The sequence below is a fragment of the Mycolicibacterium hippocampi genome (genome assembly GCF_010723735.1).
Classification (GTDB): Bacteria; Actinomycetota; Actinomycetes; order Mycobacteriales; family Mycobacteriaceae; genus Mycobacterium; species Mycobacterium hippocampi.
In genome coordinates this window covers 2,742,945-2,758,724 of record NZ_BLLB01000002.1, presented here as the reverse complement: position 1 = coordinate 2,758,724, position 15,780 = coordinate 2,742,945, and the positions used below count along the sequence as shown (strand labels likewise).

The 15,780-nt window shown below is 68.0% G+C and carries 14 protein-coding genes; 4 read left to right on the top strand and 10 right to left on the bottom strand.

Annotated elements, in window-relative coordinates:
- Positions 1 to 11: 11 nt before the first annotated feature.
- Together G6N53_RS14340 and serA are read right to left on the bottom strand one after the other, a co-directional pair.
- Positions 12 to 1,022, bottom strand: coding sequence for a 3-isopropylmalate dehydrogenase (locus G6N53_RS14340; protein ID WP_163889353.1), 1,011 nt, complete (start codon positions 1,020 to 1,022; stop codon positions 12 to 14).
- On the bottom strand, positions 1,019 to 2,605 hold the full coding sequence (gene serA, locus G6N53_RS14335) for a phosphoglycerate dehydrogenase (protein ID WP_163889351.1): 1,587 nt from the start codon (positions 2,603 to 2,605) through the stop codon (positions 1,019 to 1,021). The genes G6N53_RS14340 and serA overlap by 4 nt, the downstream gene beginning before the upstream one ends.
- A 30-nt stretch (positions 2,606 to 2,635) precedes the next feature.
- Here serA and G6N53_RS14330 point away from each other — a divergent pair, with 30 nt between their 5' ends.
- The gene (locus tag G6N53_RS14330) at positions 2,636 to 4,066 is read left to right on the top strand and encodes a phytoene desaturase family protein (RefSeq protein WP_205390380.1); all 1,431 of its coding nucleotides are present in this window, start codon (positions 2,636 to 2,638) and stop codon (positions 4,064 to 4,066) included.
- Between the two features lie 80 nt (positions 4,067 to 4,146).
- Here the strand turns inward: G6N53_RS14330 and G6N53_RS14325 are convergent, their stop codons facing one another.
- The 4 genes from G6N53_RS14325 to G6N53_RS14310 all read right to left on the bottom strand — a co-directional run bounded on the left by G6N53_RS14325 (position 4,147) and on the right by G6N53_RS14310 (position 8,287).
- Positions 4,147 to 4,650, bottom strand: a complete 504-nt coding sequence (locus G6N53_RS14325; protein ID WP_163889347.1) for a hypothetical protein — start codon at positions 4,648 to 4,650, stop codon at positions 4,147 to 4,149.
- 194 nt (positions 4,651 to 4,844) lie between these two features.
- On the bottom strand, positions 4,845 to 5,858 hold the full coding sequence (ilvC, locus tag G6N53_RS14320) for a ketol-acid reductoisomerase (RefSeq protein ID WP_163889345.1): 1,014 nt from the start codon (positions 5,856 to 5,858) through the stop codon (positions 4,845 to 4,847).
- Between the two features lie 39 nt (positions 5,859 to 5,897).
- Positions 5,898 to 6,407 (bottom strand): acetolactate synthase small subunit, encoded by a 510-nt coding sequence (ilvN, locus tag G6N53_RS14315; RefSeq protein WP_163889343.1) that lies wholly within the window; start codon positions 6,405 to 6,407, stop codon positions 5,898 to 5,900.
- Entirely contained in the window at positions 6,407 to 8,287 is a 1,881-nt protein-coding gene (locus G6N53_RS14310) for an acetolactate synthase large subunit (protein ID WP_163889341.1), read from the bottom strand. The genes ilvN and G6N53_RS14310 overlap by 1 nt, the downstream gene beginning before the upstream one ends.
- 278 nt (positions 8,288 to 8,565) lie before the next feature.
- Between G6N53_RS14310 and G6N53_RS14305 the strand changes: the two genes are divergently transcribed.
- On the top strand, positions 8,566 to 8,961 hold the full coding sequence (locus G6N53_RS14305) for a PH domain-containing protein (RefSeq protein ID WP_163889339.1): 396 nt from the start codon (positions 8,566 to 8,568) through the stop codon (positions 8,959 to 8,961).
- Between the two features lie 3 nt (positions 8,962 to 8,964).
- On the opposite strand, the gene G6N53_RS14300 is transcribed toward G6N53_RS14305, so the two are convergent.
- Entirely contained in the window at positions 8,965 to 9,801 is an 837-nt protein-coding gene (locus G6N53_RS14300) for a DoxX family protein (protein WP_163889337.1), read from the bottom strand.
- 135 nt (positions 9,802 to 9,936) lie between these two features.
- Here G6N53_RS14300 and G6N53_RS14295 point away from each other — a divergent pair, with 135 nt between their 5' ends.
- Positions 9,937 to 11,058 carry a PQQ-dependent sugar dehydrogenase gene (locus tag G6N53_RS14295; RefSeq protein ID WP_163889335.1) on the top strand — a complete coding sequence of 374 codons (1,122 nt, stop codon included), beginning with the start codon at positions 9,937 to 9,939 and terminating at the stop codon, positions 11,056 to 11,058.
- Between the two features lie 15 nt (positions 11,059 to 11,073).
- Here the strand turns inward: G6N53_RS14295 and G6N53_RS14290 are convergent, their stop codons facing one another.
- On the bottom strand, positions 11,074 to 12,441 hold the full coding sequence (locus G6N53_RS14290) for a sensor histidine kinase (RefSeq protein WP_163889333.1): 1,368 nt from the start codon (positions 12,439 to 12,441) through the stop codon (positions 11,074 to 11,076).
- A 39-nt stretch (positions 12,442 to 12,480) separates the two neighbouring features.
- Entirely contained in the window at positions 12,481 to 13,986 is a 1,506-nt protein-coding gene (gatB, locus tag G6N53_RS14285) for an Asp-tRNA(Asn)/Glu-tRNA(Gln) amidotransferase subunit GatB (protein ID WP_163889331.1), read from the bottom strand.
- A 32-nt stretch (positions 13,987 to 14,018) separates the two neighbouring features.
- Between gatB and G6N53_RS14280 the strand changes: the two genes are divergently transcribed.
- Positions 14,019 to 15,449 (top strand): multicopper oxidase family protein, encoded by a 1,431-nt coding sequence (locus tag G6N53_RS14280; protein WP_163889329.1) that lies wholly within the window; start codon positions 14,019 to 14,021, stop codon positions 15,447 to 15,449.
- Between the two features lie 11 nt (positions 15,450 to 15,460).
- Here G6N53_RS14280 and G6N53_RS14275 read toward each other — a convergent pair whose 3' ends face one another.
- A complete protein-coding gene (locus tag G6N53_RS14275) occupies positions 15,461 to 15,778 on the bottom strand; it encodes a DMT family transporter (RefSeq protein ID WP_163889327.1) in 318 nt (105 codons plus the stop codon).
- Positions 15,779 to 15,780 lie beyond the last annotated feature (2 nt).

Below are 15,780 nucleotides of genomic sequence, written 5' to 3'. Positions count from 1 at the left end.
GCCGGCGGTGCTTACAGCTTCCCCAGGATCCGCGCACCGACCGCGGACGTCGACAGCTTCTCCTCACCACGAGTCGCCAGATGCTCTTCCACGGCCTTGTCGACCCGCGCCGCCGCACCGAGTTCGCCGAGGTGCGCCAGCAGCAGCGCCACCGATATGATGGCGGCCGTCGGATCCGCGATGCCCCGGCCGGCGATGTCCGGCGCACTGCCGTGAACCGGTTCGAACATCGACGGATTGGTTCTGGTGGCATCGATGTTGCCGCTGGCCGCGAGCCCGATCCCGCCGCACACCGCAGCGGCGAGGTCGGTGATGATGTCGCCGAACAGGTTGTCGGTGACGATCACGTCGAACCGGCCCGGGTCGGTGACCATGTGGATCGTCGCGGCATCGACGTGCAGGTAGGCCACCTCGACGTCGGGGTACTCCGGTGCCACCGCCTGCACGGTGCGCCACCACAGCGACCCTGCGTAGGCCAGCACGTTGTTCTTGTGCACCAGGGTCAGATGCTTACGCCGCTGCTGCGCCCGCCCGAAGGCGTCCTGCACCACCCGACGCACCCCGTAGGCGGTGTTGACGCTCACCTCGGTGGCGATTTCGTGGGGCGTGTCGACGCGGATCGCGCCACCGTTGCCGGTGTACGGGCCCTCGGTGCCTTCCCGGACCACGACGAAATCGATCTCGGGGTTGCCCGCCAGCGGGCTCTGCACGCCGGGATAGAGGCGGCCGGGACGCAGGTTCACGTGATGGTCCAACTCGAACCGGACCCGCAGCAGCAGGCCGCGTTCGAGCAGCCCGCTGGGCACCGATGGATCTCCGATCGCCCCGAGCAGGATGGCGTCGTGGGCCTTCAGCTCGTCGAGCACCGTCGGGGGCAGCACCTCACCGGTGGCGTGGTACTGCCGGGCACCGAGGTCGTACTCGGTCTTCTGCACACCCGGCAGCACTTCGTCGAGCACGTTGAGCGCCTCGCCGATGACTTCCGGACCGATGCCGTCGCCGGCGATCACCGCGAGTTTCATGAAAGATCCACCACTTCCAGCGTCACCGCGTTGACGTCGCGACCGATGGCCGACAGGACGTCGGCGGGCACCTGCCGGTCCAGCCGCAGCATGATCGTCGCGCCGTCACCGTCGGCGTCCTGGCTCAGTTGCGCGGCGAGGATGTTGGCGCCGGCGCTGCCGAGCAGGGTGCCGATCTTGCCCAGCGCCCCCGGCTGGTCGTCGTAGTTGATGATCAGGTTGACGCCCTCGGCGCGCAGGTCGAGGTTGCGTCCGTTGATCTGGACGATCTTCTCGACGAGCTGCGGGCCGGTCAGGGTTCCCGCGACGTTGACCGTGGATCCGTCCCCACCGACCGCGCGCACGTCGACCACGCTGCGGTGGTTCGGGCTCTCCGGGGCGGTGGCGATGGACGCCTCCACGCCTCGCTCGGCGGCCAGCGCCGGTGCGTTGACGAACGTGACCTGATCCTCGATCACCGCCGAGAACAGCCCGCGCAGTGCCGACAATCTCAACACCTCGACGTCTTCACTGGCCAGCTCGCCCTGGACCTGCACCGACAAAGAGACCGGCAGCTCGGCGGAGAGCACCCCGACCAGCAGGCCCAGCTTGCGGACCAGGTCCAGCCAGGGCGCCACCTCTTCACCGACGACCCCACCGCCGACATTGACGGCGTCCGGCACGAACTCCCCTGCCAACGCCAGCTTCACGCTGGCTGCGACGTCCGTGCCCGCCCGGTCCTGCGCCTCGGCGGTGGACGCGCCCAGATGCGGGGTCACCACCACCTGCGGCAGCTCGAACAGCGGGCTGTCGGTGCAGGGCTCGGTGGCGAACACATCGAGCCCCGCGCCGCGGACGTGTCCGCTGGCCACGGCATCGGCGAGGGCCGCCTCGTCGATCAGGCCGCCGCGGGCGGCATTGACGATGATGACGCCGGGCTTGGTCTTGGCCAGTGCCTCTTTGCCGATCAGCCCCGCGGTCTCCTTGGTCTTGGGCAGGTGCACCGAGATGAAGTCGGCGCGCCCGAGCAGTTCGTCGAGCGTCAACAACTCGATGCCCAGCTGCGCGGCACGAGCGTGCGAGACATACGGGTCGTACGCGGTGATGTGGGCGCCGAACGCGGCGAGCCGCGCAGCCACCAGCTGGCCGATCCGCCCGAGGCCGACCACCCCGACGGTCTTACCGAAGATCTCGGTGCCGGAGAACGACGACCGCTTCCAGGTGTGCTCACGCAGCGTGGCGTCGGCGGCGGGGATCTGACGTGCGGCCGACAGCAGCAACGCCAGCGCGTGTTCGGCCGCGCTGTGGATGTTCGATGTCGGCGCGTTGACCACCAGGACGCCTCGCGCCGTTGCCGCGTCGACGTCGACGTTGTCCAGGCCGACACCCGCGCGCGCCACGATCTTCAGCTTCGACGCCGCGGCGAACACCTCGGCGTCGACCGTGGTGGCCGAACGCACCAGCAGCGCGTCGGCGTCACCGACCGCAGCCAGCAGCTTCTCCCGGTCGGGGCCGTCGACCCAACGCACTTCGACCTGGTCACCGAGGGCTTCCACGGTCGATTCGGCCAGCTTGTCGGCGATCAGTACAACAGGCAAACTCACCCGGACAGCCTAATGGGCTGTAATGAAGCAGTGGACATCACCATCGTCGGAAGCGGGCCCAACGGTCTGGCGGCCGCTGTCATCTGCGCACGAGCGGGTCTTTCGGTACAGGTACTCGAGGCCCAGCCCACCGCAGGGGGCGGCGCACGTACCCTTCCCGACCCGGAATTCCCAGACGTCTCGCACGACATCTGCTCGGCGGTGCACCCGCTGGCCCTGGCGTCACCGTTCTTCGCCGCGTTCGACCTCCCCTCGCGGGGGGTGGCGCTGGCGGTGCCCGAGGTGTCCTACGGCAACCCGCTGCCGGGTAGGCCCGCAGCCATCGGCTACCGCGACATCGACCGCACCTGCGCCGAACTCGACCACGGTGCGTCCTGGCGCCGGCTGCTGGGTCCGCTGTCGGCCGATTCCGAAGGCGTGGTCGGCCTGCTACTCGGCGACAAGCGGTCGATCCCGCCCAGTATCGCTGCGGCGCTGCGGGTGGCTCCGCGGCTGCTCGCCCAGGGCACCCCGGCGTGGAGCACTCTCACCGGCGAGGACGCCCGCGCATTGTTCACCGGCGTTGCCGCGCATACCATCTCGCGGATGCCGTCGTTGGTGGCCGCGGGCGCGGGGCTGATGCTGGCGACGCTCGGCCACTCAGTTGGTTGGCCGATCCCCGTCGGCGGCTCGCAGGTCATCCCCGACGCGCTGATCGCCGATCTTCGCTCGCACGGTGGTGAACTGACACTCGGCGAGGAGATCACCAGCCCACCGTCGGGAGTCGTCCTCTACGACACGGCGCCGACCGCGCTGCTGAACATCTACCGAGACCGGCTGCCGTCCCGGTACGCCAGGACCCTGCAGCGCTATCGCTACGGGCCGGGCGTGGCGAAGGTCGATTTCGTGCTGTCCGGGGAAATACCTTGGCAGGATCGGCGATTGGCGGACGCCCCGACGCTGCACCTGGGGGGCGACCGGGCCACGATGGCGCGCGCCGAAGCGGAAATCGCCGAGGACCGGCACGCCGAGTGGCCGATGGTGCTCGCAGCGCTGCCCCACCTGGCAGACCCCGGCCGGATCGATGCTCAGGGTCGCCGGCCGATGTGGACCTATGCTCACGTGCCGCAGGGCTCGACGATCGACATGGCCGAGACCGTCACCGGCATCTTCGAGCGCTTCGCGCCCGGCTTCCGGGATCTGGTCGTGGGGGTGCGCAGTGTGCCGGCCGCGCGCCTGTCCGACCACAACGCCAACCTCGTCGGCGGAGACATCGGGGTGGGCGGCAACAACATGTTCAGCGCACTGACCGGGCCTGCACTGCGGTGGAATCCGTGGTCGACCCCGATCCCGGGGGCGTACCTGTGCTCGTCGGCCGCGCCACCCGGCGGCGGTGTACACGGGATGGCGGGGTATTACGCCGCCCGCACCGTATTGCGGAAAGAGTTCGGCATCAAGAAGCTACCGGAACTCTCCCCCTAGCCCCCGGCTCGCCGGAACTGTATTCCAGCAGAGCGTTTCTCGATCTTTCCCCGCTGGAATACAGTTCCGGCGACGCTTGCTCATGGGGCGAGCACGGCCCCGCCGGGCGAGGTCTGCGCATACCCGGGCCACAAGATCATGCCCTCCGGCGGTGCGGGCGCCTGCGTGGCGACGGTCGCCGGCGGGCCGACGGCCCCGGGCGGCGGAGGCCGCGGAGTCTGGGTGGCCACGGTCGCCGGCGGACCGACTACTTCGCCCCCTGGCGGCGGTGGTGGCGGCGATGGTGGTGACGGCTCCACGGTGCTGTTCACCGTGGTGTTGGTGTAGACGCCGTCGACGTAGTTGTCGCACTCCTTGTTACCGTCGATGTCTCGATAGCAGCACTTGGAGTACCTCTTCCCGTCGTTGAGGGTCGTCGTATACGTGCCGCCATTGGCAGCATCGCACTCGCTGACGATCTCCGATTCAGGGATCGCGTTGCCGGCGGGCGCGGTCAGCATCATCGCGCCTACTGCGATGGCGCCCGTAGCGGCCAGGCGGGCGGCGAGGACGAGGCTCCGGCCAGTGAGTGTGGGGATTGCCATGATTGCTCCCTCGATCGGACGCTCGTGGCCTGGCGCCGGTGTCCGATTTGACGGGAGGTCACATACCCCAACCGGTAGGTTGGTTCCGCCTACTATCCGCCTATCACCTGGTGTTTGTACAGAGCACCCACGCGCGACGGGCGAGGCCGGCGACCTCCAGCGCCGCCTACCCCGCCCGACCCGCTCTAGGTCACCTAAGCCGTTTCGGTGATCGGGCGGTCCACCCAGCTCATCAGGTCGCGCAGCTTCTTGCCGGTCACCTCGATCGGATGCTCGGCGTTCTCCTTGCGCAGCTGCTCGAGCTCCTTGTTGCCGCCCTCGACGTTGGCGACCAGTCGCTTGACGAAGGTGCCGTCCTGGATGTCGCCGAGGATCTGCTTCATCCGCTGCTTGGTATCGGCATCGATCACCCGTGGGCCGGACAGATAGCCGCCGAACTCCGCGGTGTCGGAAACCGAGTAGTTCATCCGGGCGATGCCGCCCTCGTACATCAGGTCGACGATCAGCTTGAGCTCGTGCAACACCTCGAAGTAGGCGAGCTCGGGCGCGTAACCGGCCTCGACCATGACCTCGAAGCCGGTCTTGACCAGTTCCTCGGTGCCACCGCACAGCACGGCCTGCTCACCGAAGAGATCGGTCTCGGTCTCGTCCTTGAACGTGGTCTTGATGACGCCGGCGCGGGTGCCGCCGATGCCCTTGGCATAGGACAGCGCCAACGCCTGGCCCTCGCCCTTCGGGTCCTGGTCGACGGCGATCAGGCAGGGCACGCCCTTACCGTCGACGAACTGCCGACGCACCAGGTGCCCCGGTCCCTTCGGGGCCACCATGCCGATGGTGACGTTCGCCGGGGGCTTGATCAGATCGAAGTGGATGTTCAGCCCGTGGCCGAAGAACAGCGCGTCACCGTCGTTGAGATTCGGCTCGATGTCGCTGGAGAAGATGTCGGCCTGTGCGGTATCGGGCGCGAGCAGCATGATCACGTCGGCCCACTTGGCCACCTCTGCCGGGGTGTCGACCTCGAGGCCCTGCTCGGTGACCTTCTCGCGGGACTTCGAGCCCTCCTTGAGGCCGACCTTCACCTGGACGCCGGAGTCGCGCAGGCTCAGCGAGTGCGCGTGCCCCTGGCTGCCGTAGCCGATGACGCCGACCTTGCGGCCCTGGATGATCGACAGGTCCGCGTCGTCGTCATAGAACATCTCAACTGCCATCTTCGTGAATCTTCTTTCTCTTCTTTGCTTTTCGAATCATTACTTGGTGCTGATACCGCGGGGGCCGCGGGACAACGACACCACACCGGACTGGACGATCTCGCGCACCCCGTAGGGCTCGAGCACCCGCAACAGCGCCTCGATCTTTCCAGGCGTACCGGTGGCCTCGACGGTCAGCGACTCGTTCGAGACGTCGACGACCTTGGCGCGGAACAGGTTGACCGCCTCGATGACCTGGCCACGGGTGGCGGCATCGGTGCGGACCTTGATCAGCGCGAGCTCGCGGGAGACGGTGGTCTCCTCGTCCTGCTCGACGATCTTGATCACGTTGATCAACTTGTTGAGCTGCTTGGTGATCTGCTCCAGCGGTGAATCCTCGACGTCGACCACGATGGTCATCCGGGAGAGGTTCTTCTGTTCGGTGGCCCCGACGGCCAGCGACTGGATGTTGTAGCCGCGCCGGGAGAACAGCGACGCCACCCGGGCGAGCACGCCGGGCTTGTCCTCGACGAGCACCGACAGCGTGTGTGTGCGCGGAGCAGCGGTCATCACGCGTGTCCCTCTTCCGGATCGCCGAACAACGGCCGGATCCCCTGCGCCGCCTGGATCTCGTCGTTGCTGGTGCCCGCGGCCACCATCGGCCACACCTGGGCGTCCGCGCCGACGGTGAAGTCGATGACCACCGGCCGGTCGTTGATCGCCCTGGCCTGGGCGATGACTTCCGCCACGTCTTCCTCACGCTCGCAGCGCAATCCGACGCAGCCCAGCGCCTCGGCGAGCTTGACGAAGTCCGGGATGCGCCGCGAGTGGGTGGACAGATCCGTCTGGCTGTACCGCTCCTGGTAGAACAGCGTCTGCCACTGCCGCACCATGCCGAGGTTGCCGTTGTTGATCAGGGCGACCTTGATGGGGATGCCCTCGATCGCGCAGGTGGCCAGCTCCTGGTTGGTCATCTGGAAGCAGCCGTCACCGTCGATCGCCCACACCTCGGTGTCCGGGCAACCCATCTTGGCGCCCATCGCCGCGGGCACTGCATAGCCCATGGTCCCCAGTCCACCTGAGTTCAGCCACGTCTTGGGCTTCTCGTAGGTGATGAACTGGGCGGCCCACATCTGGTGCTGGCCGACACCTGCCACGTAGATTGCGTCCGGCCCGGCGATCTTGCCGAGACTTTCGATGACGTACTCGGGCGACAGGCTGCCGTCGCTCTGCGGCCCGTAGCTCAACGGGTAGGTGTCCTGCACGTTCTGCAGGTATTTCCACCACTCGTCGATCTCGATGGCGGCGGCGGTGTCGTCGCGGCGCAGCGCATCCAGCAGATCGGTGATGACCGCTTTGACGTCACCCACGATCGGCACGTCGGCGTGTCTGTTCTTGCCGATCTCCGCCGGGTCGATGTCGGCGTGGATCACCTTGGCCTCGGGGGCGAACGACTCCAGCTTTCCGGTCACCCGGTCATCGAAGCGGGTCCCCAGGGCGATCAGCAGATCGCTGCGTTGCAGTGCGGCCACCGCCGACACGGTGCCGTGCATGCCGGGCATCCCGAGGTTCTGGCGGTGGCTGTCCGGGAACGCACCGCGCGCCATCAACGTGGTCACCACCGGGATGCCGGTCAGCTCGGCCAGCGCGGCCAGTTCCGCGGTGGCTTCACCGCGGATGACGCCGCCGCCGACGTAGAGCACGGGCTTGCGGGCGGCGGCGATCAGCTTGGCCGCCTCGCGGATCTGCCGGTTGTGCGGCTTGGTGTTCGGCTTGTAGCCCGGCAGATCCATCTGCGGTGGCCAGCTGAACGTGCACTCCCCCTGCAGGATGTCCTTCGGGATGTCGACGAGCACCGCGCCCGGGCGCCCGGTCGAGGCGATGTGAAACGCCTCGGCCAGCGCGCGCCCGATGTCGTCACCGTTGCGCACCAGGAAGTTGTGCTTGGTGATCGGCATCGTGATCCCGGAGATGTCGGCTTCCTGGAACGCGTCCGTGCCGATGAGACCTCGTCCGACCTGACCGGTGATCGCCACGACGGGGATCGAGTCCATCTGAGCGTCTGCCAGCGGCGTCACCAGGTTGGTCGCGCCGGGGCCGGACGTCGCCATCATGACGCCGACCTTGCCGGTGGCGTGGGCGTAGCCGCTGGCTGCGTGGCCCGCACCCTGCTCGTGGCGGACCAGGACGTGCCGCAGCTTCTCCGAATCGAACAGCGGGTCGTACACCGGCAGGACCGCACCGCCGGGGATACCGAAGATCACCTCGACGTCGAGTTCCTCGAGCGCCCGGATGACCGCCTGTGCGCCGGTGAGTTGCTGCGGGGCAATGCGGTTCGGTTGACGGATGGCTTGCGCCGGGGCCATCGCGGAGTTGTGCTTCGCGGTAGCCGCTCTCCCGTGCGTCGGGGTCGCCGACTGCTCGGGTGGTCGCGTGGTGGGTGCGCTCACGGTGTCCTCTGGTCCTTTTCGGTCGGTGCGATCTTCTCAGGTCGGTGCTGGGAGCAAGAAAAAACCCCCGTCAGCCCGGCGGCTGTACGAGGGTTGCGCGTCGATGCTGAGTTGCTATGCCCGAATCGGGGCCAGCGCGGCATCAACGCGCAACCCGATTACTACGAGCATGGTGTGCATAACCGTCGACGGTAGCCGCCGAACTGGCCAAAGGTCAAATTCGGTCCGTGCCGCCGAGCACCGGACGACGCGCTGCCCGGCGATGGGATGATGGCGGCATGGGTTCCCCCTCAGCGGCGGCCTCGACACCGGTCGTCATCAGGATCTCGCCGATGGCGCATCTGGCCGTCGCGCTGTTCACGTTCGGCCTGCTGTCGGTGGTGCTGGCACTGCGCGGCTTGTCGGTGCTGCTGCTCCTCATCCCGGCACTGTTGTCGCTGGTGATCGTCCGGTATCGCACGACCGCAGATCGCGATCACGTGACCGCGCGCAGCCTGTTCGGCAGCCGAACCGTCCGCTGGGACGACATCGAGGGACTGCGGTTCGGCCGTCGGTCCTGGGCACTGGCGCGGCGCCACGACGGCAGTGAGATCTCACTTCCTGCGGTGACCTTCGCGACACTGCCGGTGTTGACGGCCGCCAGCGGCGGCCGGGTTCCCAACCCGTACGAATAGCGGTTACGCCAAGGGGTTTGCGCCGTTGAGCAGAACCCATATCGCCACCCCGACCCCCACGCCCAGGATGAGCGCGGCTGCCGACCCGACAAACGGCCTGCGGGTCCAGCCGCGGCCGGCGTCCAGACCGTAGCGGCCGGGACCGATCAGGATGATCGCCGCCACCGCACACAGCAGGATGACCTGATACTCGTGCCCGTCGGTGAGAAAGGCGGACAGCCGGGCCTCGTCGTGGGCGATCATCACCTCGGTCAGCATCGCGGTGACGAGGTAGGCCAGCGCACCGGCGGCGGCGACGGGAGTGAACAGTCCGAGGACCAACAGCACGCCGGCCGCGATCTGGCCACCTGAGGCGACGTAGGCCAGGATGTCGGCGCGCTGGAAGCCCCATTCGGTCAACGAGTCCCGGAACCCGTCGAGCCCGGGCCCGCCCCACAAGCCGAAGACCTTCTGCAGGCCGTGACCGATGAGAAGAGCGCCGACAGCGACCCTGAGCAAGAGCAGGCCGAGATCCTGGGTACCTCTGCGGTCGCGGGCCCCGTCCTGGTCGGCATCACCGGGGCCGACTTCGGCAGGTGCGGCCGTGGCGCCGTATGCCCCGGCCGCCAGACCGCCGCTGGGCTGCACATACGGCAGCGGCTCCGGATCGTTGATCAGTCCGAACGGGTTGTCACCGGCCGGTTTGCTGGCGTCGTAGCGCGGGATCGCAGTGGTTTCGAAGTCTCCGCCGTAGTTCGCGGAGGGAAGGTCGTCTTCGGGGTCCACCAGGCTCGCCGACGCAGGCCGCCCGCCCGAATCGTCGGGCCGCTGCCAGGGGCGTGGGTCATGTGGACTTGTCACGCCTGCCAGGGTAAGTGCAAGTCACTCCCGAATCGGGAATTGGCGCGGCGCGTTGGGCCTGTTTGTGCTGGCTCGCGCAGGTGCCAGGCGGGCGCGCGTGGCGCGCACCGCCCGACGATCCGTAACCTGGCGGGCATGAGTCAGCGTCGGCCGCCGGGGGCAATCGTCGTCCTGTTGTCCACGGCGTTGCTCGTCGGGTCCGGCTGCGCCAGATTCGACTCGGCGCAGTCCCAGCCGTTCACCACCCCTCCGCAGCTCGCGCCGGGACCGACGTCGACGCCACCCCCGCCGCCGCCGCTGCCCGCCAAACCCTTCCCCAAGGAATGCCCCGCACCCGGGGTGATGCAGGGCTGCCTGGAGAGCACCAGCGGCCTGATCATGCTGCCGGACAGCCAGTCCGCGCTGGTGGCCGAGCGCAGCACCGGAGCTGTCAAGAAGGTGTCTGTGCGCGCCGAACCGGAGGTCGAGACGGTGATCCCCGTCGATCCCAGCGGCGACGGCGGCCTGATGGACATCGTGTTGTCCCCGACGTACTCCCAGGACCGGCTGATGTACGCCTACATCAGCACCCCCACCGACAACCGCGTCATCCGGATCGCAGACGGCGATGTCCCCAAGCCGATCCTGACCGGCATCCCCAAAGGTGCCACCGGCAACAGGGGCTCGCTGCTGTTCAGCAGCCCGACGACGTTGATGGTGCAGACCGGAGACGCCGGCGATCCGGCCCAGGCGTCGGATCCGGGTTCGATGGCGGGCAAACTGCTTCGCATCGAGCAGCCCACCACCGTGGACCAGGCCCCGACCACGACGGCGATGTCCGGCCTCGGCCCGGCAGGCGGCACGTGCACCGACCCGGCCGACGGGTCCCTCTACGTCACCGATCGGACGCCGACGGCGGACCGGTTGCAGCGCATCACCAAGGACTCGACGGTGTCGACGGTGTGGACCTGGCCGGACCGTCCCGGCGTGGCCGGCTGCGCAGCACTGGACGGCACGGTGCTGGTCAACCTCGTCGAGACCAAGCAGACGGTCGCCGTGCAGTTGGCCCCGGACACCGGTGCGGTGACCGGCGAGCCCGAGGTGGTCCGCCAGGATCGACACGGTCACGCGTGGGCGCTGCAGGTGTCACCGGACGGCAATATCTGGGGCGCCACCGTCAACAAGACCGCCGGCGACGCGATGAACCTCGACGACGTCGTGTTCCCGCTCTTCCCGCAGGGTGGCGGCTTCCCGCGCGCCAACGAGGAGAAGACCTGATCGACCGGCCGGCGGTCAGTGGGGGGGTCCCGAACCCTGCAGACGCAGGATCAGCCGTGTCCCGCCCATCGGGCTGACTTCCAGCGCGGCAGTGCCCCCGTGTATCTCGGCCTGCTGGGCGACCAGCGCCAGCCCCAGACCGGAACCCGAGCGCGAGGCGGTGCTTCCGCGGTGGAAGCGCTGAAAGACCTCGGCCCGCTCCTCGGAGGGCACGCCCGATCCGTTGTCGTCGACGGCGATCTCCACGCCGGCGGACGAACTCACGACACTCAACCGGACCTGGGTCGCGCCGCCGTGCTTCACGGCATTGGCTATGGCGTTGTCGATGACCAGTCGTAATCCCGCCGGCATCCCGAGCATCAGCACCGTCGTCGAGGACGCCAGCGACACGTCGAGCCCGGGATAGTTGTGCATCGCGTCGTGGGCTGCGCGGTCCAGCAGTTCGGCGACGTCGACGGGAACGAAGTCGTCCACCGTGGTCAACTCCCCCTGCGCGAGCCGCTCCAACGCGCTCAGCGTCGCCTCGATCCGGGTCTGGGTGCGCATCACGTCACTGATCACCTCCTTGCGCTGCTCGACGCCCATGTCGAGGGTCAGCAGCACCTCGAGGTTGGTGCGCATCGCTGTCAGCGGTGTGCGCAGTTCATGAGAGGCGACGGAGGCGAAATCGCGTGCCGACTCCAGCGCCGCCCGGGTGCGCTGCTGCTCGTCTCCGATCCGGGCGAGCATGCCTTCCACCGCCTCGGAGATCTCCACCGCTTCCCACACACCCCGCACCTGCACTTCGTCCGGATTGGACTGCGCGTTGATCGCCCTGGCCTGTTGAGCGAGCAGCCGGAAGGGGTTGACCATGATCAGCGCGATCACCCAGCCGACGAGCAGGGTGGCGACGATCACCCCGAAGCAGATCCAGAACACCCGCCAGTGCAGCGAGTCGATGCGGGCCTGCGTCTCGGCCAGCGGAGCTCCCAGCGCGATCGAGGCCGTGCCGGTGGTGATCGTGCGGACCCGGTACTCGACACCTTGGATCGTGGTGTCGGAGTATCCGCTGGGAAGTTCGGGCAGCACCACGTCGGCGGGGATCGAGACCGTGGCGTCGCCGATGCGGGCGGTGCGCACCAGGCCGCCCTCGGTCGGCTCTGGCCCGATCCCGTCCTGCGCGCTGCGCAGCAGGGTGTTGACGTCACCGAAGCTCGACAGTGAGTCCAGTCGCCGGTCCAGCTGGTCGTACTGGTCGTTGGTGACGCCGACCCACACCCAGACTCCCAGCGTGAGCACAAGGATGATCACGCCCAGCTGAGCGAGGATGACGATCGACCGCAGCGACAGCAGCCGAAGCGGGTGCGCCAGCAGCCGGAACACCAGATCCTGGGGTCGCTTCATCGGCTCGACGCCCCCCGCACCAGCGCGTTGATGGTCATGTCAGCTGCAGGCAGCCATGACCAGCTCGCGTACCCGCGCGGCGTCGGCCTGTCCCTTGGTGGCTTTCATCACCGCGCCGACGATGGCGCCGGCGGCCTGCACCTTGCCGCCGCGGATCTTCTCGGCGATGTCGGGGTGAGCCTCGAGAGCTTCATCGATGGCGGCCTGGATCAGTGAGTCGTCGCGCACCACGGCCAACCCACGGTCGGCCATCACCTGCTCGGGTTCACCCTCGCCGGCCAGCACCCCTTCGACCACCTGCCGGGCCAGCTTGTTGGACAACTTGCCGTCGTCGACGAGCTTGACCACCGCGGCGACCTGCGCCGGGGTGATGGCCAGGGCTTCGAGCTCGACGCCGATCTCGTTGGCCTTCTGCACCAGGAAGTTTCCCCACCAGGCCTTCGCGGCGTCGCTGGAGGCGCCGTGTTCGACGGTCGCGGCGATCAGGTCGATGGCGCCGATGTTGACCAGGTCGCGCATCACCTCGTCGGAGATACCCCATTCCTGCTGAATCCGCTTGCGGGTCAACCACGGAAGCTCGGGGATGGTCTGGCGCAGTTGATCGACGTACTCGGCACTCGGGGCCACCGGTTCCAGGTCGGGCTCGGGGAAGTACCGGTAGTCCTGCGCGGTCTCCTTGCTGCGCCCCGGCGAGGTGTAGCCGTCCTCGTGAAAATGGCGGGTTTCCTGGACAATCGATCCGCCGGACTTCAGAACTGCTGCCTGCCTGCGCATCTCGTAGCGGACTGCCACTTCCACGCTCTTGAGCGAGTTGACGTTCTTCGTCTCGGTGCGGGTGCCGAACTCCGCCTGGCCTCTCGGCTTGAGCGAGACGTTCGAGTCGCAGCGCATCGATCCCTGGTCCATCCGGACATCGGAGACGCCAAGGGCACGCAGCAGGTCTCGAAGGGCCGTCACGTACGCACGCGCGATCTCGGGAGCCCGGTCACCCGCGCCCTCGATCGGGCGGGTGACGATCTCGATCAGCGGAACACCCGAACGGTTGTAGTCGATCAGCGAGGTGGTGGCCCCGGCGATCCGCCCGGTCTCGCTGCCCAGGTGCGTGAGCTTGCCGGTGTCCTCCTCCATGTGGGCCCGTTCGATCTCCACCCGCCAGGTGGTGCCGTCGTCGAGCGGTACCTCGAGATGACCGTTGATCGCGATGGGCTCGTCGTACTGCGAGATCTGGTAGTTCTTCGGCATGTCCGGGTAGAAGTAGTTCTTCCTGGCGAACCGGCACCACGGCACGATCTCGCAGTTCAGCGCCAGGCCGATGCGGATCGCCGACTCGACGGCCACCTGGTTGAGCACCGGAAGCGACCCGGGCAGGCCCAGACACACCGGACACACCTGGGTGTTGGGTTGATTTCCGAAACTGTTGGCACAGCCGCAGAACATCTTGGTCCTCGTCGAGAGTTCGACATGGACCTCCAGGCCGAGCACGGGCTCGTACTCGGCGATGACCTGGTCGTAATCCAGCAGGTCTGCACTCGCCGCAACACTCATGTACGGAATCCTATTCGTGCTTGAATTGTCCGATGCCGATGGATCGGCGCACGTTCCTTCGCGCGGGCACGATCGGAGCCCTGGCCGGCGGCACGCTGCTGGGCGGCTGTGCCCGCCCTCCCCGACCCGGTGCGGACGCCACGATGACCGCCACTGTCACCGATATCGACCTCGGAGCGGGCGTCGTCGTCTCGACCTGGGCCTGGAACGGGCGGGTGCCCGCTGATGAGATCCGCCTGGCACGCGGCCAGACCCTGCAGATCACGCTGGCCAACGAGCTGCCGGAGCCCTCAACCATTCATTGGCACGGTCTGGCCATCCCCAACGACATGGACGGCGTACCCGTGCTCACCCAGCAGCCCGTCGCCCCTGGTTCGACGTTCCGTTACGACTTCGTGGTGCCGGACAGCGGCACCTACTGGGCGCATCCGCACTTCGGGTCGCAGCTCGACCGCGGGCTGTACGCCCCGGTGATCGTCGAGGATCCCGCGGACGGCGCCGACTACGACGACGAGCTGACCCTGGTCCTCGACGACTGGCTCGACGGCACCGGCACCGATCCCGATGCGGTGTTCGACAATCTCCGCCGGACCGGGATGGCACCGATGGAACCGGGCGGGCCCGGGGTGAGCACCACGATGCCGCTGGGCCGCGACGGCGGCGACGTCGTCTACCCGTACTACCTGATCAACGGCCGGGTGCCCGACGACCCTCGGGTCGTCGAGTACCCGCCGCGCCGCCGGATCAGGCTCCGGATCATCAACGCCGGCGGCGATACCGCGTTCCGGGTCGGCGTCCCGGGCATTCCGATGACGGTCACCCACACCGACGGCTATCCGGTGCTGCCCCAACAGACCGATTCTGTGCTGCTGGGGATGGGCGAGCGGGCGGACGCGATCCTCACTCTCGGCGACTCGTCGGTGCCGGTGGTCGCGGCCCCCTACGGCAAGGACGGGTGGGCCCAGCTGAACCTCCGGGTGGCCGGCGCCCCGATTTCCGGTGACCAGGGAGCAGTCGGCCGGTTCGCCGCACAACTGGCGCAGCAGGAGCCGCTGGACACCGCGACGCTGCGTGCCACCGAGGCCGACACCCTGCCGGAAGCACTGCCGACCCAGACGCTGGACCTGCGGTTGGGAGGCCCGATCACCCCGTACACCTGGGTCATCAACGACCAGGTCTACGACCCCGAAGCGCCCGGCCTGCCGGTCCGCCCCGCCCAGCGGACCAGGATCCGCTACATCAACGACTCCATGATGTTTCACCCGATGCATCTGCACGGGCACACGTTCCAGGTGCAGGGGTCGAACGGACCACACGCCCGCAAGGACACGGTGTTGGTGCCGCCGCTGGCGACCGTGGTGGCAGACTTCGACACCGACAACCCGGGCAAGTGGATCACCCACTGCCACAACGAGTATCACCTCGAGGCGGGCATGGCGACCTACCTGCAGTACACCCCCTGACGGGTGAGTCCTCAGCCCTCGACGAGTCTCAGACCGACGATGCCGGCGACGATCATGACCAGGAACACCGCACGGCCGACTGTGAGTGACTCACCGAAAGCCGCTGCGCCGACGAGCACGACGCCGACCGTGCCGATGCCCACCCACGCGGCGTACCCGGTCCCTGCCGGCAGCGACCGCAGTGCCACCCCCAGCAGCAGCAGGCTGACCATCGCACCGGTCAACCCGAATACCGTCGGCCAGAGCCGGGTGAAGCCTTCGGCCTGCTTGAGAGCGGTCGCCCAGAACACCTCGAGCAGACCGGCGACGACCAGCAACAGCCACGCCATCA

Coding starts and splice junctions, on each gene's coding strand:
- ilvN (WP_163889343.1), bottom strand. CDS start 6,407: ATGACCGCTGCTCCGCGCACACACACGCTGTCGGTGCTCGTCGAGGAC.
- ilvC (WP_163889345.1), bottom strand. CDS start 5,858: ATGGCAGTTGAGATGTTCTATGACGACGACGCGGACCTGTCGATCATC.
- G6N53_RS14275 (WP_163889327.1), bottom strand. CDS start 15,778: ATGGCGTGGCTGTTGCTGGTCGTCGCCGGTCTGCTCGAGGTGTTCTGG.
- G6N53_RS14280 (WP_163889329.1), top strand. CDS start 14,019: ATGCCGATGGATCGGCGCACGTTCCTTCGCGCGGGCACGATCGGAGCC.
- G6N53_RS14305 (WP_163889339.1), top strand. CDS start 8,566: ATGGGTTCCCCCTCAGCGGCGGCCTCGACACCGGTCGTCATCAGGATC.
- gatB (WP_163889331.1), bottom strand. CDS start 13,986: ATGAGTGTTGCGGCGAGTGCAGACCTGCTGGATTACGACCAGGTCATC.
- G6N53_RS14295 (WP_163889335.1), top strand. CDS start 9,937: ATGAGTCAGCGTCGGCCGCCGGGGGCAATCGTCGTCCTGTTGTCCACG.
- G6N53_RS14325 (WP_163889347.1), bottom strand. CDS start 4,650: ATGGCAATCCCCACACTCACTGGCCGGAGCCTCGTCCTCGCCGCCCGC.
- G6N53_RS14340 (WP_163889353.1), bottom strand. CDS start 1,022: ATGAAACTCGCGGTGATCGCCGGCGACGGCATCGGTCCGGAAGTCATC.
- G6N53_RS14290 (WP_163889333.1), bottom strand. CDS start 12,441: ATGAAGCGACCCCAGGATCTGGTGTTCCGGCTGCTGGCGCACCCGCTT.